Consider the following 23748-nt stretch of genomic DNA (forward strand, 5'->3'; position numbering starts at 1 on the left):
CTGCTCCTCTTGCCTTTGCGCCCCGACAGCTTAAATCGCAGAGGAAATTCACGCCGATTCAAGGGGCTTAACGTGCAGGATATAATGGGGCTAATTCAGGACCCGACAGCTTGGGTCGCTCTAGTGACGCTTGTCGTCATGGAAGTCGTGCTCGGCATCGACAACCTCATCTTCATTTCTATCCTGACCAACAAGTTGCCCCAGGAGAACCGCGAAAAGGCGCGCAAGATCGGTATCGGTCTTGCGCTGGTGATGCGGCTTGCGCTTCTGGGCACCGTCGCCTGGATCGTCCAGCTGACCAACCCTCTTTTCGAAGCCTTCGGCCACCCCTTCTCCTGGAAGGACCTGATCCTCATCGCCGGCGGCCTCTTCCTCGTCTGGAAAGCGACACGGGAAATCCACCATTCGGTGGACCCGGTGGATCACAAGGAGGACATGGTAGGGGGCGCTGCGACGATCACCTTCGGCTCCGCCATCACCCAGATCCTTCTTCTCGACCTGGTCTTCTCGGTGGACAGCATCATCACCGCGGTGGGAATGACGCCTCACCTGCCGATCATGATCATCGCAGTCATTGCGGCGGTAACGGTCATGCTGATCGCCGCCACGCCCCTGGCGAACTTCATCGAGAAAAACCCGACGATCGTCATGCTGGCGCTCGGCTTCCTGCTGATGATCGGCACCACGTTGATTGCCGAGGGCATGGGCTTCCATGTGCCTAAGGGATACATCTACGCGGCAATGGCCTTTTCGGCGCTCGTGGAGGTTCTCAATATGTTTGCCCGCAATGCGCGGCGGCGGAAGAAGGCGGAAACGACACTCCACTGACTGTATCTCTTGGCCCGGCTTAGTCCGGGCCATTTTTATTTTCATGTCCGGGGATACCTTCTGGTACTCCCGGTGTTATGGATACCTCGCGGTGCGGCGTCTCTTCCAGACGACGCACTTCACCTTATTTCCGGGGCCATATGTCGACTGATCAGATCCTCGCCTTCACCGTCATCGGCGTGATGATGGCCGTCTTCATCTGGGACAGATTCCGCTATGACATCGTCGCCTGCTGCGCCCTCGTTGCCGCAGTGGCGGTGGGAATCGTCCCCATAGAGGAGGCCTTCTCCGGATTTTCCGACGACATCGTCATCATCGTCGGCAGCGCGCTGGTGGTGAGTGCGGCGGTCGCTCGCTCCGGCATAGTCGATATCGCCATTAAGAAGTTCTTCCCGAACCTGAGCTCGGTACGGGCTCAGCTGGCGCTGCTGATGATCGTAGTCGCCGTGATGTCCGCCTTCATCAAAAACATCGGTGCGCTGGCCATCATGATGCCGGTCGCGTTCCAGTTTTCCCGGCGATCGGGCGTTTCTCCCTCGAAGTACCTGATGCCGATGGCCTTCTCGGCGCTGCTCGGCGGCCTGATGACGCAAATCGGCACCTCGCCTAACATCGTCGTCTCGCAGCTCCGCGCCGACCTCACCGGCACCCCGTTCACGATGTTCGACTTCACCCCGGTCGGGGTGATCCTGACGCTGGTGGGCGTGACCTTCCTCATGTTCTTCCATTGGCTGGTACCGTCCCGCACCAAGCAGAACAGTTCCATCGAGGATGCAGTTGAGATTGCCAATTATACGTCCGAGGCAACGGTCCCGGCCCAGTCCCCGATTGCGGGCAGGCCGTTGAGCGAACTGCTGAAGCTGGGCGATGGCGAGGTACTGGCGACCGCTGTCCTCCGCGGCACGACGCGCATGTCGCCGTTCCCCGACTTGGCGCTCCGCGAGTTCGACACGCTGATCCTGGAAGGTCGCTCAGCAGCGATCGATCGCGTCGTATCCAGCGCCAAGCTTCAGCTGTCCGGCAAGCCGCTGAAGGGCAAGGGCCAGCAGCGTGACGACCTGGTCTCTATCGAGGCCATCATCTCGCGGGAATCGCCGCTGTCCGGTCTTTCGGCCCGGGAACTCGCCCTTTCCTATACCCGCGGCGTCAACCTCCTGGCGGTCAGCCGGCGCGGGCAGCGATTGAGCGAACGCCTGAGAGATCTGACGCTGATGGCAGGCGACGTGATCGTGCTGCAGGGAAATCGCAACGCACTGCCCGGCGTGATGCAGGACTTCGCCCTTTTGCCGCTGGCCCAGCGGGAAGTGATGCTGGGCACGCAGCGGCGAGCCTTTATCCCGCTCGCCATTCTCGCTGCCGCAATGATTGCCACGGCAGTGGGCTGGGCGCCGGTCGCGGTCGCTTTCTTCGCAGCCGCCCTCGGCATGGCTGTGTTCCGCGCCATCCCCTTGACCGATGTCTACAAGGCTGTCGACGGCCCGATCCTCGTCATGCTGGCGGCGCTGATCCCCGTTTCGGACACCTTGCGGACATCCGGCGCGAGTGAGCTGATCGCCGCCTGGCTGGGGCAGATTGCCGGCGGCATGCCCGCTTATGCGGCATTGATGATGATCCTGTTGACGGCGATGGGCGTGACGCCCTTCCTGAACAATGCGGCCACGGTGCTGGTCATGGGGCCAATCGCGGCCAGTTTCGCGACCGCCCTGCAATACAAGCCTGAAGCATTCCTGATGGCCGTAGCGATTGGGGCCGGCTGTGACTTCCTGACGCCAGTCGGACACCAGTGCAATACGCTGGTCATGGGTCCGGGGGGTTACAAGTTCAGCGACTATCCGCGGCTTGGCTTTCCGCTATCCATCATCATCGTGATCGTCAGCGTTCCGGTGCTGCTCTGGATCTGGCCGGTAAGCTAGCTTGGAAACGAGGGCGTACGCATCGACGTCGCGCGCCTTCGAGCGTTGTGGAACAAGGACGTCGCCCGCATATCAACAATGGTTCACTTGAACGTGGCGGAACGGTCGCCCATCACAGTCAGTTCTCCTCGGTAAACTGAAAGGAGAATTACCAGATGGCCCAGAAAGCTCAGATCGACCGGCTGCTGGACGAGGGCGAGCGCGAACTGGTGGCAGCGTCACGCTATCCGAACCTCGGCGATATGTCTGACGAGGACCTTGCCCGCCTGAAGAGCAATCTTCGCAGCCGACGCGACCGGGCTCGAGACATCGCCAAGCGGCAACGACGCGAGATGCGCGGGAAATCCGCTCCGGCAGGAGCTCGCCCTGCAGCCGATGACGCAGGCACGCGCGAAAAGCTCTCGCTGCTATCGTCGGCGGTTCAGAGAGCCAACAAGGAAGCTGCGCGGCGGCGTCGTTTCGCAGCCAGGGAAACGCTGAAGAAGAACGCCGAAAAGGCGTTGGAGATGCGCCGCGCCAGCATGCGCCAGCACCATCCGTCGGCCGGGCGGACCGCCAACGAAGGCATGCGGGCGGTACCAAACCGGAAGGCCCAGGACCTCGCAGACCCGATGGAGGTTGGCCGCGTCTCGCAATTCGTCAAGCAGGGCCAGGCACGCCGCGATAGCCGCTGATCCCTCACCGACCGGCCTCGCTGCTGTGGGCACGGTCGGTTTCCTCACGAACAGGAACAATCTCGATACTGCCGGTGGAGCCCCGGGGGCGACCTTGCGTGGCTCGGCGCCCAACGGCCTTAGTGTCTTGACGCTCGGGTCCGAATATGCGCTAAGGCCCAGCAATCCCGAGACACGCAGGTCCGCGCCGCATCCGGCGCCAAATCGAGCATTATCCATGAGCACTTCCGGTCCCCGCGTCCGCATCGCACCCTCGCCGACCGGCGAGCCCCATGTCGGCACCGCCTACATCGCCCTCTTCAACTATCTCTTTGCAAAGAAGCACGGCGGCGAGTTCATCCTGCGCATCGAGGACACCGATGCGACGCGCTCTACGCTGGAATTCGAGCAGAAGGTCCTGGACGCGTTGAAGTGGACGGGCCTCACCTGGTCGGAAGGTCCGGATGTAGGGGGCCCCTACGGCCCCTACCGCCAGTCCGAACGTAAGGCGATGTACCAGCCTTATGGGCAGAAACTGCTCGACAAGGGTCACGCCTTCCGCTGCTTCTGCACCCCCGAACGGCTTGAGCAGATGCGCGAGGCGCAGCGCGCCGCCGGCAAGCCGCCGAAGTATGACGGGCTCTGCCTCAACCTGAAGGCCGAGGAAGTCACCGCCCGCATAGAAGCCGGCGAAGCTTCCGTCATCCGCATGAAGATCCCGACCGAGGGTTCCTGCGACTTCACCGACGGCGTCTACGGCGATGTTTCGATCCCGTGGGACTCGGTCGACATGCAGGTGCTGATCAAGGCTGACGGCATGCCGACCTACCATATGGCAAACGTCATCGATGACCATCTGATGAAGATCACCCATGTGGCGCGCGGCGAGGAATGGCTGGCGTCGGTTCCAAAGCACATCCTGCTCTACCGCTATTTCGGCTGGGAGGAGCCCGTATGGATGCACCTGTCGCTGATGCGCAACGCCGACAAGTCGAAGCTGTCGAAGCGCAAGAACCCGACCTCGATCTCCTACTATTCGGCGCTCGGTTACCTTCCGGAAGCGTTGATGAACTTCCTCGGCCTGTTCTTCATCCAGATCGCCGAGGGCGAGGAACTGCTGTCCATGGAGGAACTGATCGAGAAGTTCGATCCGGACAACCTCTCCAAGGCCGGCGCCATCTTCGACATCCAGAAGCTCGATTGGCTGAACGGTCGCTGGATCCGCGAGAAGCTGACGCCGGAGGAGTTCATCTCCCGCACCCTTCACTGGGCATCGGAGAACGAGCGGCTGACCGAAGGTCTGAAGCTCTCGCAGAGCCGCATCTCCAAGCTCGGCGAACTGCCGAACCTGGCTGGCTTCCTGCTCGCCAACGACGTCGGCCTGGCGCCCGCATCCTTCTCGGGGCTGAAGACCAGCCCGGCGGAGACGCTGGAGATCATCAATACGGTCCAGGCGGATCTCGAGAAGATCCTCGAATGGAATGTCGAGACGATCGACCAGGAACTGCGCAATGTTGCCGACAAGCTGGGCAAGAAACTGCGCGTCGTCACGCCGCCGCTCTTTGTTGCCATGTCGGGCTCGTCGCGCTCTCTGCCGCTCTTCGATTCCATGGCGCTCCTTGGCCGTTCGGTCGTGCGCCAGCGCCTGAAGATCGCGGCCACCGTGGTGGCTTCCATGGTCGGCGCCCAGTAAAGAAGGAAGGTCCCGCAGAATGGCCGATACCAAGAACGAAACCGCCCTCTCCTCCGACGCCACGGAAGTCCGCGCGCAGAAGCTGAAGCTGTTGCGCGAGAAGATCGGCGACGTCTACCCGGCGCATTTCCACCGGACCATGACCAACGCGGATTTGGCGGAGAAATACGAGAACCTCGAGGCCGACGTTGAGACGCAGGACGTCGTGACTGTGGCCGGCCGCGTCTACTCCATGCGCAATTCCGGCATGTTCATCGACCTGCGCGACGCTTCCGGCAAGATCCAGATCTTCAGCCACAAGGATACGACGCCCGAGGAGGCTCGCGACATGCTGCCGATGATCGACCTCGGCGACATCATCGGCGTCACCGGCGTCGTCCGCCGCACCAAGCGCGGTGAACTGACGATCAACGCGCAAGAGATCACCATGCTGACCAAGTCTCTCCTGCCCATGCCGGAGAAGTATCATGGTCTCGCCGACATCGAGATGCGCTACCGCAAGCGCCACCTCGACATCCTGTCGAACGAGGAGTCCAAGCTTCGCTTCCAGCAGCGTAGCCGGATCCTGTCCGGCATTCGCCGCTTCATGGAAGACGACGGCTTCATGGAAGTCGAGACGCCGATGCTCCAGTCGATCTACGGCGGCGCGACGGCCGAACCCTTCAAGACTCACCACAACACGCTGAAGCTCGACATGTACCTGCGCATCGCGCCGGAACTGTTCCTCAAGCGCACGCTGGTCTCCGGCCTGTCCGACAAGGTCTTCGAGGTAAACCGGAACTTCCGCAATGAAGGCGTGTCCACGCGGCACAACCCGGAGTTCACCATGATGGAGTGCTATTGGGCCTATGCCGATTACGAGGACATGATGGACCTCGTCGAGCGCCTCTTCGCGCGGCTTGCAATGACCATCCATGGCTCCACGGAATTCAAGTACGGAGACAGGGAGCTTTCCTTCAAGGGACCGTTCCGCCGCGTGCCTATGCCGGACGCCGTCAAGGAGGCCACCGGCATCGACTTCCTGGCGATCAAGACGGACGAGGAGGCACGCGCTGCCACCAAGGCCGCCGGCTTCGAGGTTGAGAAGGACTGGACCTGGGGCGAATGCCTTGCCTTCATCTTCGAGGAGAAGGTAGAGGCGACGCTGATCCAGCCGGCCCACGTCACCCATTTCCCGAAGGACATCTCGCCCTTCGCCAAGGAAGTGCCGGGTGAGCCGCGCCTGGTCGAGCGCTTCGAGACCTATTGCAACACCTGGGAGATCGGCAACGCCTTCTCGGAACTGAACGATCCCGAGGAACAGCGTGCCCGCATGGTCGAGCAGCTCGAGCAGGCGCATGCGCGCGGCGAGAAGGACAAGCAACTGGACGACGAGTTCCTCGACGCCATCGATCAGGGCATGCCTCCGGCGGGCGGCCTCGGTATCGGAGTCGACCGTCTCATCATGCTGCTGACGGATGCTCCGTCGATCCGAGACGTGATCCTCTTCCCCGCTCAACGGAGCCGGACGAACTGATCTCATGAAAAGGCGGCTTCGAGCCGCCTTTTTTGATGCCTGCTATCCGACTACCTCAATGGGTTTCTTGCGGCTTCGGCTTCCTGCGATGCTTTTCCGGATCGTCGTCCTCCGCCACCACAGGCGCATGCGACGCCTCGGCGGCAGGCGCCGCCGCTGCCTCCTGTCCTTCTGGCTCTTGGTGGTTTGCTGCTTCTGAAGTGATCGGCTGGGCCCGCAGCTTGGCGAGCCAGGCTGCGCCGTGATCATCCCCAGCCGCGTTGACCGGCGTCTCCGCGCTATCATGCGGCACTGGCACGACCGCCTGTTCCGCGCCATGTTCAGCGGGTCCGGCGCCCGTCTCCGTTACATCCTTGGCTGGATGCTCGGCCTCATGTGCCGGCGCTACCTGCTCCGAATGCTCGGCATCCGTGCCGAAACCAGCCATGCCCTTGATTGAATCGAGCCAACCTTTGGAGGCAGGCGCAGCCTCGCTGGCGTGGTCATCGCTCTGTGTCCCGACAGGTAATTCCTCACTACCGAGACCGACCATTCCCATCAGGGACGCGACGAGACCCTGGCCGTCATCCTTGCCATGCTCCACGGCAGGCGTTTCTGAGCCATGCGCTTCGTCGGCGCCCCCATGACCGGCGTCAGGGGTCTCGCCGTGACCGGCGGCCTCTTCCTGTTCCTTCGTCTTCCCGTGATCGGCAGCCGTGCCGTGGCCGTCGCCGCCCTCGATCACCGGATCGACGCAATCGGCATCGTCCGTAAGAGAGGCGGACATGGCTTGCGCGTCCTCCAGCGGCAGGTCGATCCTGAGCCCCCAGAACTCGCCGGTGGCGCTGGCGCTGCCGTCGACGTAATACGCGCTGATGGCCTGGTCGCGGCTGCCCGCAGGCAGCCTGCTCGTATCCGGGACATAGACGACTTGTGCCCCAATTGCACGCCCGCGCATTCTTGAGCGATCGGCAGGGCCCGCAGGATCCAGCACCGTGACCTGAACGAGATCGGAATGTTCGGCCTGCTGGACAGAGCGCGCCACCCGCAGGGCCGTCTTCAGCCTGGCAATTCCATCGCCCGGCTTGTCGGTGATGACATACTTGCGGATCCAGTGGCGGTCGGCCTTCTTGATCCTCACCGTCTCGATCGTCGTGCAGGAGAGCCCGTTGAGATCCCCATAGGAGGGCCCAAGCAGCCTGTCGGCACCGATGTAGACGGCCGCCGCGCCGCTGCCGCCGCCGAGGACGGTCACCCCTGCAAGGATCAGGAGGAGCTTTCGCGGGATGCGGGACACGATCGATTTCATCCGCAAAGCTCCGGCATTCCAACCTCACTACGCAACACTCAAGGGACGGCGGGAGTGACAGTGCCTCAAGGTCGTTGAGGAAGTTTTAAACGGAACCTTCAGATGCGAGCTGTCGTTCTCCCTGCAGTTCCGGCCATTATGCGAATGATTTTCATTAGCGTTGACAGCAGGATCTCGCGTAAATATTGTTATTGCAACTTAATTGCAAAAGAGGTTGACTATCGACATGACGGCATCCCGGTTTCTTTTTCGCGGTCTCTTCCTCGCAGCAATGGTCATCGCGCCCACGGCATCTGCCGTTGCCGAGGACAAGGTGAAGGTCGTCACGACCTTTACGGTCATTGCCGACATGGCTCGCAATGTTGCGGGAGATGTTGCTGATGTCGAAAGCATCACCAAGCCGGGCGCCGAGATTCACAACTACCAGCCGACACCGCACGACCTGCTGCGTGCCCGGGACGCCGACCTCATCCTGCGCAACGGCCTCAACCTGGAGCTCTGGTTCGAGAAGTTTCTCGCCAACCTCGGCGACGTCCCCAGCGTGACGGTCTCCGACGGAGTAGAGCCCATGGCAATCGCCGGGGGAAGCTATGAGGGCAAGCCAAACCCACATGCCTGGATGTCTCTGGAGAACGCCGTGATCTATGTGGAGAATATACGCAAGGGCCTGAGCGAGGTCGATCCGGACAATGCCGAGACCTATGCAGCCAATGCGGCAGCCTATACCGAAAAGCTGAAGGCAGCCGTGCAGCCGATCCGCGACCAGCTCGCCGCACTTCCGGAAGAGCAACGCTGGCTCGTCACCAGTGAGGGCGCCTTTTCCTATCTCGCCCGCGATTTCGGGCTGAAGGAGCTCTATCTTTGGCCGGTCAATGCCGATAGCCAAGGTACGCCGCAGCAGGTTCGCGCCGTGATCGACGCCGTGCGCGAACACAGGATCAAGATCGTCTTCAGCGAGAGCACCGTATCCTCCGATCCCGCGGAACAGGTGGCGCGTGAAGCCGGCGCTGCCTATGGCGGCGTCCTCTATGTCGACTCGCTGAGTGAAGAAGACGGACCGGTGCCCACCTATCTCGATCTGCTGACAGTGACGGTCGATACGATTGCGAAGGGTCTCGCCTCATGATGATGGGCAGGGCGAAGCCTGCACCCGCCGGGCTCCGGGTCAATGACATCACGGTAGCCTATCGCAACGGCCTGACAGCCCTGCGCCACGCAAGCTTCACCGTTCCCAAAGGAACGATCACGGCGCTCGTGGGCGTCAATGGGGCCGGCAAGTCCACCCTCTTCAAGGCGATCATGGGGTTCGTTCCGCTCACAAATGGGTCGGTGGAGATCCTCGGCATGCCTGCGCGTGACGCCCTGCGCCGAAACCTTGTGGCCTATGTCCCACAGGCCGAGGAGGTCGACTGGAATTTTCCAGTCCTCGTGGAGGACGTGGTGATGATGGGGCGCTATGGCCACATGAACTTCCTGCGCATCCCTTCACGCCGCGACCACGACATGGTGACGGAGGCCCTGCGGCGGGTGAACATGCTGGAGTACCGCAAGCGCCAGATCGGCGAACTGTCCGGCGGCCAGCGCAAGCGCGTCTTCCTTGCCCGCGCGCTCGCCCAGGAGGGCCAGATCATCCTGCTCGACGAACCGTTCACCGGCGTCGACGTCACGACCGAGGAGCAGATCATCGAACTGCTGAAGAGCCTGCGTGACGAAGGGCGGATCATGCTGGTCTCCACCCATAACCTTGGCAGTGTCCCGGACTTCTGCGACCGGACGGTCTTCGTCAAGGGCACCGTGCTCGCCTATGGCAGGACGGAGGACACCTTTACGGAGGCGAACCTGGAAAGGGCCTTCGGCGGCGTGCTGCGCCACTTCATCCTCAGCGGAACTGACCTGCACGACGATGCCGATCCACGCCATCTCAAGGTCATCAGCGACGACGAGCGGCCCTTCGTCGTCTATGGCGACCGGCAGCAGAAGCAGAAGACGAGAGACGATGCTCCAGACGCTTCTTGAGCCGTTCACTTACGACTACATGCGCAACGCCATCTGGGTCAGCGCGCTGGTGGGGGCTGTCTGCGGCTTCCTGTCCGCCTATCTGATGCTGAAGGGCTGGTCGCTGATCGGCGATGCCCTCTCCCACTCCATCGTGCCGGGCGTCGCCGGAGCCTATATGCTGGGCCTGCCCTTCGCGCTCGGCGCCTTCCTGTCCGGTGGGCTTGCCGCCGGCGCCATGCTGTTCCTCAACCAGCGCACCCGGCTGAAGGAGGACGCCATCATCGGCTTGATCTTCACCTCCTTCTTCGGGCTTGGCCTGTTCATGGTCTCGCTCTCGCCGACCTCGGTGAACATCCAGACGATCGTCCTCGGCAACATCCTCGCGATCACGCCAGCGGACACGCTCCAGCTCGTCATCATCGGCGGCGTCAGCCTCGTGATCCTGGCGCTCAAGTGGAAGGACCTGATGGTTGCCTTCTTCGACGAGAACCATGCGCGCACCATCGGCCTCCGACCGGACCTCCTTCGTCTGCTGTTCTTCACCTTGCTTTCCGCATCCACCGTCGCCGCCCTGCAAACGGTCGGCGCCTTTCTCGTGGTCGCCATGGTGGTGACGCCTGGTGCGACTGCCTATCTGCTGACAGATCGCTTCCAGCGGGTCATAGCGCTTGCCCTCGCCATCGGCGCAGTGACCAGCTTTGTCGGCGCCTATCTCAGCTACTTCCTCGACGGCGCGACCGGCGGGATCATCGTCGTGCTCCAGACGGGGCTCTTCCTCCTCGCTTTCCTGTTCGCTCCGAAGCACGGCATGCTGGCGGCGCGCCGAAGGCTTCGCACGACGCTGGAGGAGACGGCATGAGCGGCTTTCTCGACTTCATCGACCTCGCCACCTTCCCCTTCCAGATCGACTTCATGCAGCGCGCCTTCCTGGTGACGCTGATGATTGCCGTGCCGATGGCCATTCTCTCATGCTTCCTGGTGCTGAAGGGCTGGTCGCTGATGGGCGACGCAGTATCGCACGCCGTTTTTCCCGGCGTGGTGCTCGCCTACATTTTCTCCATTCCCCTTGCCCTCGGCGCCTTTGCGGCGGGGATGACATGCGCGCTGGCAACCGGCTTCCTGAAGGAGAACAGCCGCATCAAGGAGGACACGGTGCTCGGCATCGTTTTCTCCGGCATGTTCGGCCTCGGCCTCGTCCTCTACGTCAAGGTACAGAGCGACGTGCACCTCGACCACATCCTTTTCGGAGACATGCTGGGCATCACACCCTACGACATGGGAGAAACAGGCCTGATTGCGCTGGCCTCAACGCTTTTCCTGGTGATCCTGCGCAAGGACCTTCTCCTGCAGTCCTTCGATGAACAGCACGCCCGAGCCATCGGCCTCCCGACCCGTCTGCTGCATTACGGCCTGCTCGCGGTGCTGTCGCTGGTCGTCGTGGGCGCCTTGAAGGCGGTCGGCATCATCCTGGCAATCGCGCTGCTGGTTGCCCCGGGGGCCATCGCCTTCCTGCTCACGCGACGCTTTTCGGCGATGCTGCTCGCCGCCACCGCTGTTGCCGTCACTGCCACGCTCGCCGGCATCTATCTGAGCTTCTTCATCGACAGCGCCCCGGCACCCACGATCGTGCTGGTGATGACCGCGATGTTCATCGTCGCCTTCGCGAAAACGACGCTTGCCGAGAAAGGCCGCACCTCGGCAACCTGAACGCAAAGAGCGGCCTCTCGACGAGAAGCCGCTCTTCATTCCGACGTCTGCGATAATCAGGCCGCAGCCAATTCCTTCTTCACCATGGTGCGGAGTGCGACGAGGTCCTTGGCGAACGAACGAATGCCCTCGGCGAGCTTTTCCGTCGCCATGGCATCCTCGTTCAGCATCCAGCGGAAGCTCTTTTCGTCGATCGGCTGGAAGGGATCTTCGGTGATGTTGTCGGGCGAAAGCTTGCGCTCCAGCTTTCCCTGGTCCTTGTCCAGTTCGTCGAGCAGCGCCGGGCTGATCGTCAGGCGATCGCAGCCGGCCAGCGCTTCGATCTCCCCGGCATTGCGGAAGGAGGCGCCCATGACGATCGTCTCTATGCCGTTCGCCTTGTAGTAGTTGTAGATCTGGCGGACCGAGATGACGCCCGGGTCCGTCTCGGCGGTATAGTCGTCTCCAGTCGACTTCTTGTACCAGTCGAGGATGCGGCCGACGAAGGGCGAGATCAGGAAGACCTTGGCATCGGCGCAGGCAATGGCCTGGGCCTTGGAAAAGAGCAGCGTCAGGTTGCAGTCGATACCCTCCGTCTGTAGCACTTCCGCTGCCTTGATGCCTTCCCATGTGGAGGCCAGCTTGATCAGGATGCGGTCCCGCTCGATGCCGCGTTCCTTGTAGGCTGCGATGATGCCGCGGGCCTTGGCGATGGAGGCTTCCGTATCGAAGGAGAGATCGGCATCGACCTCCGTCGAGACGCGGCCCGGCACGATGTTGGCAAGCGCTGCGCCGACCGAAATGGCGAGGCGATCCGCGACAGCGGCGATCACTGCATCCGAGCCACCGTTCTGCGTCTTGCCCCAGGTTATCGCCTCCTTGACCGCATCGGCGAACATGGGTGTGCCGAGCGCCTTCAGGACAATCGTCGGATTGGTCGTGCAATCCACCGGTTTCAGGCGTGTGACCGCTTCGATATCGCCGGTATCGGCGACGACCGTGGTCATCGAACGGAGCTGTTCTAGTTTCGACGTCATGCCGCAATCCTTCGGATGGTGAGTAGGCGACTGGACGACCATATGGCCGACCTCACATCGACTATCAACAGCCGAACATGGCCAAGTCAAGACATTTGCTCATTCGCATCGACATAAGTATCATGCCATTCGACAAAGACCTCAGACGGTGTTTTCTTGGCAAAGCTTAGGCGCGAAACCCATCCCGGCATAACCGAAGCCTCCTCGACGCGACTGCGGGCAGCATGGCTCTACTACAATCAGGGACTGACCCAGAAGGAGGTCGCGGAGCGCCTCGGCGTCAGCCGTTCCACCGTGATCCGCATGCTGGACGAGGCCATGAAGCGGTCGGAGGTCCAGATCTGGATCGATGCCGGTGTCGACGACTGCCTAGCGCTAGCGACCCAACTGGAGCAGGCATACGGTCTCGATGAAGCGATCGTTGTGCCACAACCGCGTGACGCGAGTGCCGAGGCTCAGGCAAAGGCCGTCGGCCTGGCGCTCGGCCAGTTCCTGTCGGAAGTGATCCAGGAGGACATGACCATCGGTGTCGGCTGGGGCCGCACGATGACGGCCTCGCTGGCAAGCTTCCGGCCGCCACGCCGCCAGAATTGCAAGGTGGTCTCGCTGCTTGGCGGCATTGTCGCCGTGCATCGGACCAACCCGATTGATTATACATGGCGGCTGGCGAGCCAGCTCGGAGCCGAATGCTACCTCTTCCTGGCGCCGCTGCTCGTCGATTCCAGCGCGACCAAACGCGCCCTCATCGAGAGGTGCGGGCTGAAAGCGATTTATGATCTCGCGGAGGAAATGGATCTCGCCGTCGTCAGCTGCGGCGATATCGGGCAGCACTCCACGTCGCTCTCGGAGGGCTTCATCTCCAAGGCGGAACTGGCTGAACTGATCGACGCCGGCTGCGTCTGCGACACCATGTTCAACTTCCTCGATGCCGACGGCCGCTCGGTCGACCATCTGATCAACGAGCGGGTGATGTCGGTCGATCTCGACACATTGAAGAAGGCAAAGCACATCGTGCTCTCCTCCGGCGGCGCCCACCGTGCCCTCGCCATCCGCGCCACCATCCGCCGCATCGGCTGCAACACGCTGATCACCGACGAAGGCGCGGCCCAAGAGCTGTTGCGGCTGGTTAATCCCTCTTGATCTGAGTGTATATCATGACAATATACATTCATGATTGACTGGGAACGGATCCTCGGGTTCGAATGGGACGAGGGAAACGCCCGAAAGAACTCAGAGAAGCACGATGTCAGCCAGAGTGAGGCGGAGCAGGTGTTCTTCAACGAGCCACTGCTGATGGTGCCCGATCTCAGGCATAGTTCAAGCGAAAAGCGCGTCCATGCGCTTGGTCGTACCGACGCTGGAAGGCTGCTCCATATTACCTTCACGCTTCGGACAGACAACACACGAATCCGGGTAATATCCGCCCGAGACATGAGCCGGAAGGAGCGGAGCTATTATGAGCAGGAAGCCTGAGCCCGTACCACACTTCAGCACCGAAGCAGAAGAGCGGGCCTACTGGGAACATAACGATTCGGCCAATCATGTCGAGTGGACCAAGGCTGCAAAGGTGCGGTTACCAAACCTGAAGCCATCCTCCACCTCAATCTCGCTGCGCCTGCCAAACTCGCTATTGGACCAGATCAAGGTTGCCGCCGGCAAGCGTGACGTTCCCTATCAGTCGCTGATCAAGATCTGGTTAGCCGAGAAGCTAGAGACGCCTGGCGGTAAGCGATAAGCTCCGCAGATCACGGCAGGACGCGGGACAAGTCGGCGCCTGATCATCCCGCTCGTTGAGGGAGGAAGAGGGCCGGCAAGCTCGGTGCGTCCGCGATCAGCGGCTTGATCCGGCGCACTCTGATAGATCCTGCCGGCGAAGAACTAGACGTTGCCCGCTTCCCAGCCGAGGATAGCCCGCTTGCGCGTCAGCCCCCAGTGGTAGCCGGTAAGTGCACCGCTCTTCCCGAGCGCCCTGTGGCAGGGGACTACGAAGGAGATGGGGTTTCGGCCAATCGCGGCGCCGACGGCGCGGCTGGCCGATGGCTGGCCGATGTCGCGAGCGACATCGGAATAGGTGACCGCCTTGCCAAAGGGGATCTTCAGGAGGCTCTGCCAGACGCGTACCTGGAAGTCCGAGCCGATCAGCACGACCTTCAGCGGCTGCTCCGACGACCATTGCGAGCGGTCAAAGATGCGGCGGATATAGGGCGCCGTCGCCTCCAGATCTTCCACATATTGCGCCATCGGCCAACGACATGTCATGTCGTCGAGCGCCGCCCGCTCGCCACCGAGATCGGAGAATGCCAGGCCCGCGAGACCGCGATCGGTGGCCATCACCAGGGCGACGCCGAATGGTGACGGATGGAAGCCGTAGCGGATGGTGAGTCCGCCGCCCCTGGCCTTCCACTCCCCGGGCGACATCGCCTCATGCGTTACGAAGAGGTCGTGCAGGCGTCCGGGCCCGGAAAGACCGAGTTCATATGAGGTGTCGAGCAGCGGCAGCCCCTCCCGTCCAAGCAGTCGCTTGGCGTGATCGAGCGTTACCGCCTGCAGGAATGCCTTGGGCGACAGCCCGGCCCAGCGGGTGAATACTTTCTGCAACTGCGTTGGAGACTGGCCAAGCTCGGAAGCGATCGCCTCCAGCGACGGCTGCTGACGGTAGTCGAGGGTAATCCGTTCGATGACCTTGCGAACGATCTCGTAATCCTCGCCCTGTGGTGTGGCGTCGAATGCGGGCTCGGCAAACTGGGCAAGTGCGTTCATCGGTCGTCTCCTTTGCCTGCAGAATGACGCAGTCACGAGCGCGAGACCACCCGATTCTTGCGGTTGTCAGAGCCTCTGCGTCACGGTCGCAAGCGCCCCGCGGAACGCCTTCGCAAAACTCTCCCGGTCGTCAGGATTGAGGAACGAGCCCACGTCCGTGCGGCGTCCCTCTCCGGTCACATACATGGAGGTGATGCCAAACTCGTCATGGCGGTTGACGCGGAAACGAGCCCAGAAGGGGTTGAAGCGGTGCTCTACCACGCGGCCCGCCGGTGAGAATTTGCGAATGGAGAGATTTGTCCGGGTAACCGTCACCTCCTCGCGAGCGCGACCGGAGCGATAGCTCAGCTTGAAGGCGATATAGAGGGCGAGAAAATCGAGCCCGAGAAACAGCCCGATCGGCCAGGCACCCGTGACGAGGAAGAATACGCCGTAGATGAGGCAGATACCGCCGGTGAGGATGAGCAGGACGTGAAACCCCTTCCGGCCGAGCGAGCGGTAAGGAGTGAGTTCCGCGGCAAAAACGGGCTGCTCATCGGTCATCTGCACGTTGCCTTTCTTCGCGTGCGCTGGATATAGAGACGATATGGCCATTCCGAAATCCAAGTCCAGCACGGCTTCTTCACAAAAATCAAGCTCCGCCGGCGCCCGCGCCCGCAGGCATATCCGCAGTCGCTATTCCAAGGCGGAAATGGAGGAGATCTTCCGCCGCTTCTCCGTCCAGCGGCCGGAACCGAAGGGGGAACTGGAGCATACGAACGCGTTCACCCTGCTGGTGGCTGTAGCCCTGTCGGCACAGGCAACGGACGCCGGCGTGAACAAGGCGACGCGCGCCCTGTTCAAGGTTGCCGACACACCTGAGAAGATGCTGGCGCTCGGCGAGGATGGCGTGATCCAGTACATCAAGACGATCGGCCTTTACCGCAACAAGGCGAAGAACGTCATTGCCCTGTCGCAGAAGCTGATTGCACAGTTCGGTGGTGAAGTCCCGAGGACGCGGGAGGAGCTGGTGACGCTGCCGGGCGTCGGACGAAAGACCGCGAATGTCGTCATGTCCATGGCCTTCGGCATACCCACGCTCGCCGTCGACACCCATGTGTTCCGCATCGGAAACCGGCTGCTGATGGCGCCGGGAAAGACGCCGGACGAGGTGGAAGAGCGCTTCCTCAAGGTGATCCCGAAGCAGTATCTCTTCCACGCCCACCACTGGCTGATCCTGCATGGCCGCTACACCTGCAAGGCACGCAGACCCGAATGCGAGCATTGCGTCATCGCCGATCTCTGCAAGTCTCCAGAGAAAACCTGCGATATCCCGGCCGCGCTGGTGGAGCTGCCGCCGCAGCGCATCGGAGAGATGGAGAAGTAGCGACTACTGCGTGTGTGTCCGGATGACCTCCAGGAAATCATCCCCGTAGCGCTCGAGCTTGGATTGACCGACGCCGGAGATGCCGAGCAGGGCCTCTCGCGTGGTGGGCCGGTTGGTTGCAAAAGCCACGAGGGTGGTATCCGGAAAGACCACGTAGGGTGGAACTTCGAGGGACTTCGCGATCTCCAGCCGCGCCTGACGAAGCGCCTCGAACAGCTCCGCATCCGCGCCCTCCAGTGCCGAGCGGCTTGCGCCGGTGCTGGAGCTTCTCGAGGATCGGCCCGCCTTGGTCCGGTCCTTGCGGAAGCGGACCTCACGCTCGCGCCGGAAGACAGACCGCGCATCTGGCCCAAGCTTTAGGGCGCCAAAGGCTTCGTGGTCGATGCTGACAAGACCGGCCGCGAGAAGCTGACGATAGACAGACTGCCAGGTCCTCGCGGGCAGGTCCTTTCCGGCGCCGAAGACCGGCATATCAACATGGCCGAAGCGGATGGTCTTGTCGTTCTCGTTGCCGGTCAATACGTCGATCAGGTGCCCCGTACCGAAACGCTCGCCCGTGCGGTAAACGGCGGCCAATGCCTTGATCGCCGCCTCCGTGCCGTCCCAGGTCTCGACCGGCTTCAGGCAGGTGTCGCAGTTGCCGCAGCCGCCTGGATGAGCCTCGCCGAAATGCGCCAGGATCGCCTGCCGCCGGCAGCCGGCGGTTTCGCAGATCCCCAGCAGCGCATTCAGCTTCGCCCGTTCGACCCGCTTGACCTCGTCGCTCGATTGGCCGCCATCGATCATCCGGCCGCGCTGGATGACGTCCGTCATTCCATAGGCCATCCAGACCTCCGACGGCAGCCCGTCCCTCCCGGCCCGGCCTGTCTCCTGGTAGTAAGCTTCGACCGAGCCTGGCAGGTCGAGATGCGCGACATAACGGACGTTCGGCTTGTCGATGCCCATGCCGAAGGCAACGGTCGCGACGAGGCAGAGGTCCTCCTCCTTCAGGAAGGCATCCTGGTTCGCATCGCGGACGGCGCGATCCATTCCTGCGTGATAGCCGAGCGCCCTCACGCCCTGCTCGTTCAACCAGTCTGCTGTCTCCTCGACCTTGGCCCGCGAGAGACAATAGACGATCCCGCTCGAGCCCTTGTGGCGAGACAGGAAGCGCAGGAGCTGCTGGCGCGGCTGGTCACGCTCGACAATCTCGTAGGCGATGTTGGGCCGATCGAAGGAGGTGGTGAAGACCTCCGCCGAATGCAGCCCCAGTCGCTCGATGATGTCGTCGCGGGTATGCGGATCGGCAGTCGCCGTCAGCGCCATGCGCGGCACGCCGGGGAAGAGGTCCGCCAGTTGCCCCAGTTCCCGGTACTCCGGGCGGAAGTCGTGCCCCCACTGGCTGACGCAATGGGCCTCGTCTATCGCGAACAAGGCAATCTTTGCCGAAGCCACCATGTCGCGGAAGCCGGGCATCACGATCCGCTCCGGCGTGACGTAAAGCAGATCGAGGGCGCCCTGGGTGAGCAGGCGGCGAACTTCGGAGAACTCATCCGGCGACAGGGATGAATTGAGGGCGGCAGCACGCACCCCGAGCTGCCTCAGCGCCTCCACCTGGTCGCGCATCAGCGCGATCAATGGCGAGACGACGATGCCGATACCGTCCCGGCACAGCGCCGGAACCTGGAAGCAGAGCGACTTGCCGGCACCGGTCGGGAACAACACCACGGCGTCACCGCCCGACACCACCCGATCTATCACCGGCGCCTGCTTGCCCCGAAAGCTGTCATATCCATAGACGTGCCGCAGCACCGCCAATGGATCACGTGTCGGGGGCGTGTCGAACAGGGCAGAACTGATGGTGCTGGGTTGCGGCATGACATGGCTTTCGCGGGAGAGGCCTTCTTCTCCCACACCCTGCACCGCCTTCGCAAGGGCGGCACGGCCCGTCAACAGATCATCGGCCGGCGACGGTGGGCTCCAGGCGGAAAGTCGGGTCGCGACGGGAGATTTTCTTGTGGAGATGCACCATCAGCCCGGCGGCAAAGAGCGGCGTCAGCAGGTTGACGATCGGGACCGCCAGGAAGCCTGCGATCAGCAGACCCGCCAGGAAGACGGTGCCGCGATGCTTCGACCGGAAAGCGCGCGCCTCCGGTGGCGTGCGGAAGCGCATCGCAGCGAACTCGAAGAACTCGCGGCCGAGCAGGTAGCCATTCACGAGGAAGAAGGCGATCAGGTTGATCCCCGGCACGAAGAGCAGCAGCAGGGCAAGGAGATTGCCTGCCATCACCACGCCCAGGAACTGCAGCGAACCGATGATGGCCTGGCCAAGCGGCATGGCTTGCCCGGCCTGATCGCCGGAATAGTCACGTTTCTCCACCACCTCGGCGACGTCGTCGAGGAAGAGCCCCGCAATCAGAGCCGTAATCGGCGCGATCAGAAGCGCAAGCGCAAGCGCCAGCCCCACACCGGCGAAGATGGCGGCGACAAGGGTAAGCCAGCCCGCCCAGTCGGGCACATCGGGCATGTAGACGGCAAACCACGGCCAGACCACGGAGACGAACGTCTGCCGCAGCGCCAGCCAAAGACCGACGAGGACGAGGATGGTGAGCCCGAGGACCTTCCAGAAGACGGAGCGCGTCTCCGGCGCAAACAGGTTTATGAGCGACAGGCGGGCGGCGTCGAGGATCATGTAGGGTCTCCGTTTGCCGGAAGCATGTAGGTTCCTCAGGCCATTGGAACAAGCGCCGCCCGACCGCGTCAGCTTTGGCCGTCGGTGGCCAGCGGTGCGCCCGGCAGGTAGAGCAGGATGGGCCGGATCTCGTAGACAGCAGTCGGGTTGGCGCGTTGAAGTTCTCGCGCCGCCGCGATTGCGCCGTCGATGTCTGGAAAGTCGACAACGTAGAAGCCGAGCAACTGCTCCTTCGTCTCGGCGAATGGACCGTCAATCACCATTCCGTCGCCCTTGCCGCGGAGCGTCACGGCCTCCGACGTGGGGCCGAGGCGCGCCGCGGGGCCAAGGGATTTCTCTTCCACCAGCCGGTCGTTGATCCTGAGCAACTCGGTCATTAGGGCGGCATCTTCCTCCTCGCTCCAGGACTGGACAATGCCTTCTGCATGATAGGCGAGGATTGCGAAATACATAGTCAGACCTCCGGTGTGTGCCGCGATGTCGTGGGGCGGAGCTAGTGGATCTCATTCAGTTCGTTCCGGTGGCGGAGCATCGCCAGAAAACGTCGATAGTCACGGTCATAGGTTTCGCTCCGCCCGGCATCAGGATGGTACTCCCGATCGGCGGCGGCCATGCTCCGTCCGGCCGAGTTCAGATCCGGAAAGAGGCCACCTCCTGCTGCCGCCGTCATTGCGGTCCCGAGGAGGACAGCGTCCTCAGTCTGCGGGACAACCACCTTGCGGCCCGTGACATCGGCATATAGTTCGAGGAGAAGCGGGTTGTGGGCATGTCCTCCGGTGAGGTGCAGCGTCTCGAACCGGTAGCCATACTGCTCCATGGCTTCCAGGATGTGTCGTATGCCGAGCACGATAGCCACGCAGGTTCGCCAATAGAGGCGGCAGAGGCCGTCGAAGGATGTGTCGAGGGTAAGTCCGCTGATGACGCCCCTGGCATGGGGGTCCGCCAGCGGCGACCGGTTACCGTGGAAGTCGGGCAGGATGTTGAGATCGCCGGCGAGATCAGCGTCTTGCTCCGAACGTAACTGCTGCACGCGAGCCGCGATCCTGGCGTGGAGATCCGCCTCGGGCTCTCCGCCGGCCGCGTGCATTCGCACGACGTGATCGAGCAGAGCACCGGTCGCCGATTGGCCACCTTCCACCAGCCAGCGGCCCGGCAGGACAGCCTCGTAATAGGGACCCCAGATGCTGCGGCCGGGCTTGGCGTCCGTTGCGAAGGAGACGATACAGCTAGACGTGCCGCCGATCAGTGCAACCGATCGCTCAAGCGCCGTGCCATCGTCGACGCCGCCGAGAACGCCGAAGGCACCCGCATAGGCGTCGATCAGTCCTGCTGTCACCCCGCAACCGGTATCGAGCCCCAGTTCCAGTGCAGCCTCCATCGACAATACGCCTATCGCCTGACCGACCGGAACGGTCTCGGCGGACAGGCCGCCCCGCTCCAGGAGGTCCTCCAGGCCCGCCAGCGCCAGAAAATCCTCCTGCCAGCCGTCGTCACGATGGGCGAGGTAGTTCCATTTCGCGGTCAGCGTGCAGCGGGATCGCACAGGCAATCCTGTTGCCTTCCATGTCATGAAATCGGCGAGGTCGAAGAGATAACCTGTCCGCTCCCAGGTCATCGGCAGGCGGCGCTTCAACCACATGAGCTTCGGCATTTCCATTTCGGGGGAAAGCGAGCCTCCGGAATAGTCCAGCACGGGATGGCCGGTCGCCGAAAGCTCATCGGCCTCCGCAATGGCCCGGTGATCGAGCCAGACGATCGTATCGAAGCGATCGTCTCCGGTGGTGGAAACAGTGATCTGCCGGCCATCGCGATCCCGCGCCACCAGCGAGCAGGTGGCGTCGAAACCCAGTGCCGCGACACGGTCCGCGGCGACCCCTGCCTCCATCATCGCCGCGCGAACGGCCCGGCAGGCGGCGCGCCATACGTCCTCCGAGTCATGTTCCGCATGATTTTCGAGCGGTCGTTGCATGGCGATCGGGTGCTTGGCGCGCGCGAGCAGCCGCCCGCTACGATCGAACACACCGGCGCGGGCGCTGGTCGTGCCGATATCGACAGCAACGACGTGATCTCGCATCTGGACGTGTTCCCTGCCCCGCGGGCCCTTCCATCGCTCTCCGCCGCTAGCCGGCGCGAGGAGACCGATGCCTGTCCGGGCCTTCCATGTGTTGGCGGACAAGGTGGATCAAATCCGGCATGGCGTCAAACACGACATCGGGGGCCAGGGCCGCAATGCGCTCGCGGTACCCAGGCGCACCGGCATGCGACCCGCCGGTGAAGACAAACACCGCCATCCCTGCACGCTGCGCGGCCTCAATCCCCGCCGGGCTGTCCTCGATCACGATGCAGTCCGCCGGATCGGTCTTCATGGCGCGTGCCGCGTGAAGGAAAAGATCGGGAGCAGGCTTGCCGTTCTCGACCATGCTGGCACTGAAAATGCCTGGCTCGAAGCGCTCCAGCAGACCGGTCAGCGAGAGAGACAGGCGGATGCGCTCCAGCTGACTGGAGGATGCGACGCATCTGGTGCAGTCGAGCGCATCCAGCACTTCTGCGATTCCCGGCATCGGCTTCAGGCTCAGGCGAAACCGATCATAGAGTTCATGGCGGAGATCTTCGAGAAAGGCGGCGTCGATGCTGTGGTCGAAGTCGTCGTGCAGGATCTGGGCAAGGGTGGATAGGCTCCGGCCGAGAAAGCGGGCATAGGCCTCGTCTTCATCGATCTCGACGCCCCGTCGATTGAGCGCATCCACCAAGACCTGGACGGACAAGGGCTCGCTATCGACGAGCACGCCGTCGCAATCGAAAATCACCAGCGGCCGCGTCCCTTGCACCACCCTCACCCCGTCATTTGACCAGAGCATCCTGAAGATAGAGCTCCAGCGTCTTCGCCGTCCCCTCGGCCCAGAGCGTCTTCAGCGCATGCGAGAACCGCTGGCGGAAGAGCTCCGATCCGGCAACCTCGCCGAAGATCTCCTCGAAGACAAGGAAGGCGTCCGGGTTGTCCCGTGCTTCCTTCGCCGCTGCATGCAGCTTGTCAGCGCTTGCATCGTTGAAGACGATCTGCTTGCCGCTGTCGCTGGTGCCTTCGAAGTAGCGGCACCAGAGCGCCGAGACGAGTGAAAGTCCGACAATGTCCTTGCCCTCGCGCAACCGGTCCGCCGTGGACGGCAGGATGAACTTCGGCTGTCGGTTGGAACCGTCCTGCGCCAGGCGCGGGATGGTGTCGCCGATCTTCGGGTTGGAGAAGCGGCGCTCGATCAGGTCGTAGTATTGGTTGAGATCCGTATCCGGCACCGGCGGCACGATCGGGATGATCTCTTCCTTCTCGAGCTTTTCCAGGAAGGCACGGATCAGTGGATGCTCCATCGCCTCATGCACGAAATGGATGTCGAGGAGTGCTGCCGGATAGGCGATGGCTGCATGTCCACCGTTGAGAATGCGGATTTTCATGTGTTCGTACGGCGCTACATCCGGCACGAACTGGACGCCGACTTCCTCGAGCGGCGGACGGCCGGCGGGAAAATCGTCCTCCATCACCCACTGCTTGAATTCTTCGCAGAAGACCGGCCATTTGTCCTCGATGCCGAAGGTATCGCGCAGGAAGTCGATCTCCCGCTGGCCCGTCGCAGGCGTGATGCGATCGACCATCGAGTTCGGGAAGGCAACGTTATCGGCGATCCATTGCGCAAAGGCCGGATCCGACAGCGCCGCCAACCCGACGACGGCATTCTCCGTCACCTCCCCGTTTCCGGGAATGTTGTCGCAGGACATGATGGTAAAGGGCGGAATGCCCGCAGCCTTTCGGCGTTTCAGTCCGGCGACGATGAGCCCAAAGACCGTCTTGGGCCGATCCGGATTCTGGCCGTCCTGGAAAATCGCTGGATGGCCGGGGTTGAATGCACCAGACGCATCAATGAAGTAGCCGCCCTCGGTGATCGTCATCGAGACGATCCGGATCCGCGGGTCGGCAAGTGCTGCGATGAGCTTGTCGGTATCGTCGGGGGCGATGATGTCGATCATCGGCGCCGTGACACGAGCTGCAGTCTTGTTGTTGTCCTGCTCGACGACCGTGGTCAGGAAATCCTGCGCAGCAAGCCTCTCTCGCATCAGAGCGTCGGATGGCATCACGCCGGCGCCAACGATCGCCCAGTCCAACCCATGACCCTTGTTGAACAAGTCATCAAGGTAGACAGCCTGATGGGCGCGGTGAAAGTTGCCAACCCCGAAATGGAGGATGCCGGGCGTCAGCATGATGGGATCATAGGCCGGAACGGCGGCCGTATGGGCGATCTCACCCAGTGCCGCTGAGGATAGTTTCACTGTCATAGCTTGCTCCATTCCG

The 23748-nt window shown here is 62.5% G+C and carries 23 protein-coding genes; 13 read left to right on the forward strand and 10 right to left on the reverse strand.

The features are described from left to right. Positions 1 to 84 precede the first annotated feature (84 nt). The 5 genes from ACEPP2_RS09875 (at position 85) to lysS (ending at position 6603) form a co-directional block, all read left to right on the forward strand. A complete protein-coding gene (locus tag ACEPP2_RS09875) occupies positions 85 to 828 on the forward strand; it encodes a TerC family protein (RefSeq protein WP_210308248.1) in 744 nt (247 codons plus the stop codon). 140 nt (positions 829 to 968) lie between these two features. Beyond that, the gene (locus ACEPP2_RS09880) at positions 969 to 2741 is read left to right on the forward strand and encodes an SLC13 family permease (RefSeq protein WP_077549762.1); all 1773 of its coding nucleotides are present in this window, start codon (positions 969 to 971) and stop codon (positions 2739 to 2741) included. Between the two features lie 155 nt (positions 2742 to 2896). Continuing rightward, positions 2897 to 3415, forward strand: a complete 519-nt coding sequence (locus tag ACEPP2_RS09885; RefSeq protein WP_395516494.1) for a hypothetical protein — start codon at positions 2897 to 2899, stop codon at positions 3413 to 3415. Positions 3416 to 3632: 217 nt separating this feature from the next. After that, entirely contained in the window at positions 3633 to 5087 is a 1455-nt protein-coding gene (gene gltX, locus ACEPP2_RS09890; RefSeq protein WP_395516495.1) for a glutamate--tRNA ligase, read from the forward strand. 19 nt (positions 5088 to 5106) lie between these two features. Next, positions 5107 to 6603 (forward strand): lysine--tRNA ligase, encoded by a 1497-nt coding sequence (gene lysS, locus ACEPP2_RS09895; protein WP_077549764.1) that lies wholly within the window; start codon positions 5107 to 5109, stop codon positions 6601 to 6603. Positions 6604 to 6658: 55 nt separating this feature from the next. Here lysS and ACEPP2_RS09900 read toward each other — a convergent pair whose 3' ends face one another. Then, a complete protein-coding gene (locus ACEPP2_RS09900) occupies positions 6659 to 7891 on the reverse strand; it encodes a hypothetical protein (RefSeq protein ID WP_395516496.1) in 1233 nt (410 codons plus the stop codon). A 271-nt stretch (positions 7892 to 8162) separates the two neighbouring features. On the opposite strand from ACEPP2_RS09900, the gene ACEPP2_RS09905 reads away from it, so the two are divergent. From ACEPP2_RS09905 to ACEPP2_RS09920, 4 genes are read left to right on the forward strand one after another with little or no spacing between them, the layout of a single operon-like run. Beyond that, complete coding sequence (locus tag ACEPP2_RS09905; RefSeq protein ID WP_395516641.1) at positions 8163 to 9017, forward strand: metal ABC transporter substrate-binding protein; 855 nt, start codon at positions 8163 to 8165, stop codon at positions 9015 to 9017. Then, a complete protein-coding gene (locus ACEPP2_RS09910) occupies positions 9014 to 9907 on the forward strand; it encodes a manganese/iron ABC transporter ATP-binding protein (protein WP_077549767.1) in 894 nt (297 codons plus the stop codon). Before ACEPP2_RS09905 ends, ACEPP2_RS09910 begins: the two co-directional genes overlap by 4 nt. Then, positions 9888 to 10748 (forward strand): metal ABC transporter permease, encoded by an 861-nt coding sequence (locus ACEPP2_RS09915; protein ID WP_142587249.1) that lies wholly within the window; start codon positions 9888 to 9890, stop codon positions 10746 to 10748. Before ACEPP2_RS09910 ends, ACEPP2_RS09915 begins: the two co-directional genes overlap by 20 nt. Next, entirely contained in the window at positions 10745 to 11596 is an 852-nt protein-coding gene (locus ACEPP2_RS09920; RefSeq protein WP_395516497.1) for a metal ABC transporter permease, read from the forward strand. The genes ACEPP2_RS09915 and ACEPP2_RS09920 overlap by 4 nt, the downstream gene beginning before the upstream one ends. 56 nt (positions 11597 to 11652) lie before the next feature. Here the strand turns inward: ACEPP2_RS09920 and tal are convergent, their stop codons facing one another. Further along, entirely contained in the window at positions 11653 to 12612 is a 960-nt protein-coding gene (tal, locus tag ACEPP2_RS09925; RefSeq protein WP_395516498.1) for a transaldolase, read from the reverse strand. Between the two features lie 156 nt (positions 12613 to 12768). On the opposite strand from tal, the gene ACEPP2_RS09930 reads away from it, so the two are divergent. The 3 genes from ACEPP2_RS09930 to ACEPP2_RS09940 are packed head-to-tail and all read left to right on the forward strand — an operon-like array spanning position 12769 to position 14347. After that, positions 12769 to 13752: a sugar-binding transcriptional regulator gene (locus tag ACEPP2_RS09930; protein WP_395516499.1), complete on the forward strand. Its 984-nt coding sequence runs from the start codon at positions 12769 to 12771 to the stop codon at positions 13750 to 13752. Between the two features lie 30 nt (positions 13753 to 13782). After that, the gene (locus ACEPP2_RS09935) at positions 13783 to 14085 is read left to right on the forward strand and encodes a BrnT family toxin (protein WP_395516500.1); all 303 of its coding nucleotides are present in this window, start codon (positions 13783 to 13785) and stop codon (positions 14083 to 14085) included. Continuing rightward, on the forward strand, positions 14069 to 14347 hold the full coding sequence (locus tag ACEPP2_RS09940; protein ID WP_395516501.1) for a BrnA antitoxin family protein: 279 nt from the start codon (positions 14069 to 14071) through the stop codon (positions 14345 to 14347). The genes ACEPP2_RS09935 and ACEPP2_RS09940 overlap by 17 nt, the downstream gene beginning before the upstream one ends. 143 nt (positions 14348 to 14490) lie before the next feature. Here ACEPP2_RS09940 and ACEPP2_RS09945 read toward each other — a convergent pair whose 3' ends face one another. Together ACEPP2_RS09945 and ACEPP2_RS09950 are read right to left on the reverse strand one after the other, a co-directional pair. Beyond that, a complete protein-coding gene (locus tag ACEPP2_RS09945; protein WP_395516502.1) occupies positions 14491 to 15372 on the reverse strand; it encodes a methylated-DNA--[protein]-cysteine S-methyltransferase in 882 nt (293 codons plus the stop codon). A gap of 66 nt (positions 15373 to 15438) precedes the next feature. Beyond that, positions 15439 to 15915, reverse strand: a complete 477-nt coding sequence (locus ACEPP2_RS09950) for a DUF2244 domain-containing protein (protein WP_395516642.1) — start codon at positions 15913 to 15915, stop codon at positions 15439 to 15441. 43 nt (positions 15916 to 15958) lie between these two features. On the opposite strand from ACEPP2_RS09950, the gene nth reads away from it, so the two are divergent. Then, the gene (gene nth, locus ACEPP2_RS09955; RefSeq protein WP_395516503.1) at positions 15959 to 16738 is read left to right on the forward strand and encodes an endonuclease III; all 780 of its coding nucleotides are present in this window, start codon (positions 15959 to 15961) and stop codon (positions 16736 to 16738) included. A gap of 3 nt (positions 16739 to 16741) precedes the next feature. On the opposite strand, the gene recQ is transcribed toward nth, so the two are convergent. The 6 genes from recQ to ACEPP2_RS09985 form a co-directional block, all read right to left on the reverse strand. Beyond that, positions 16742 to 18595, reverse strand: coding sequence for a DNA helicase RecQ (gene recQ / locus ACEPP2_RS09960; RefSeq protein ID WP_395516643.1), 1854 nt, complete (start codon positions 18593 to 18595; stop codon positions 16742 to 16744). A 79-nt stretch (positions 18596 to 18674) separates the two neighbouring features. Continuing rightward, positions 18675 to 19409, reverse strand: coding sequence for a sulfate transporter family protein (locus tag ACEPP2_RS09965; RefSeq protein ID WP_152339440.1), 735 nt, complete (start codon positions 19407 to 19409; stop codon positions 18675 to 18677). A gap of 68 nt (positions 19410 to 19477) precedes the next feature. Beyond that, positions 19478 to 19861: a YciI family protein gene (locus ACEPP2_RS09970; protein ID WP_395516504.1), complete on the reverse strand. Its 384-nt coding sequence runs from the start codon at positions 19859 to 19861 to the stop codon at positions 19478 to 19480. A gap of 41 nt (positions 19862 to 19902) precedes the next feature. Continuing rightward, positions 19903 to 21483, reverse strand: a complete 1581-nt coding sequence (locus ACEPP2_RS09975) for an FGGY-family carbohydrate kinase (protein ID WP_395516505.1) — start codon at positions 21481 to 21483, stop codon at positions 19903 to 19905. A 46-nt stretch (positions 21484 to 21529) separates the two neighbouring features. Then, positions 21530 to 22240: an HAD family hydrolase gene (locus ACEPP2_RS09980; protein ID WP_395516644.1), complete on the reverse strand. Its 711-nt coding sequence runs from the start codon at positions 22238 to 22240 to the stop codon at positions 21530 to 21532. A gap of 10 nt (positions 22241 to 22250) precedes the next feature. After that, complete coding sequence (locus tag ACEPP2_RS09985) at positions 22251 to 23732, reverse strand: mannitol dehydrogenase family protein (protein WP_395516506.1); 1482 nt, start codon at positions 23730 to 23732, stop codon at positions 22251 to 22253. Positions 23733 to 23748: the final 16 nt, after the last annotated feature.

This window comes from Pseudorhizobium flavum (assembly GCF_044142885.1).
Lineage (GTDB): Bacteria > Pseudomonadota > Alphaproteobacteria > Rhizobiales > Rhizobiaceae > Neorhizobium > Neorhizobium flavum.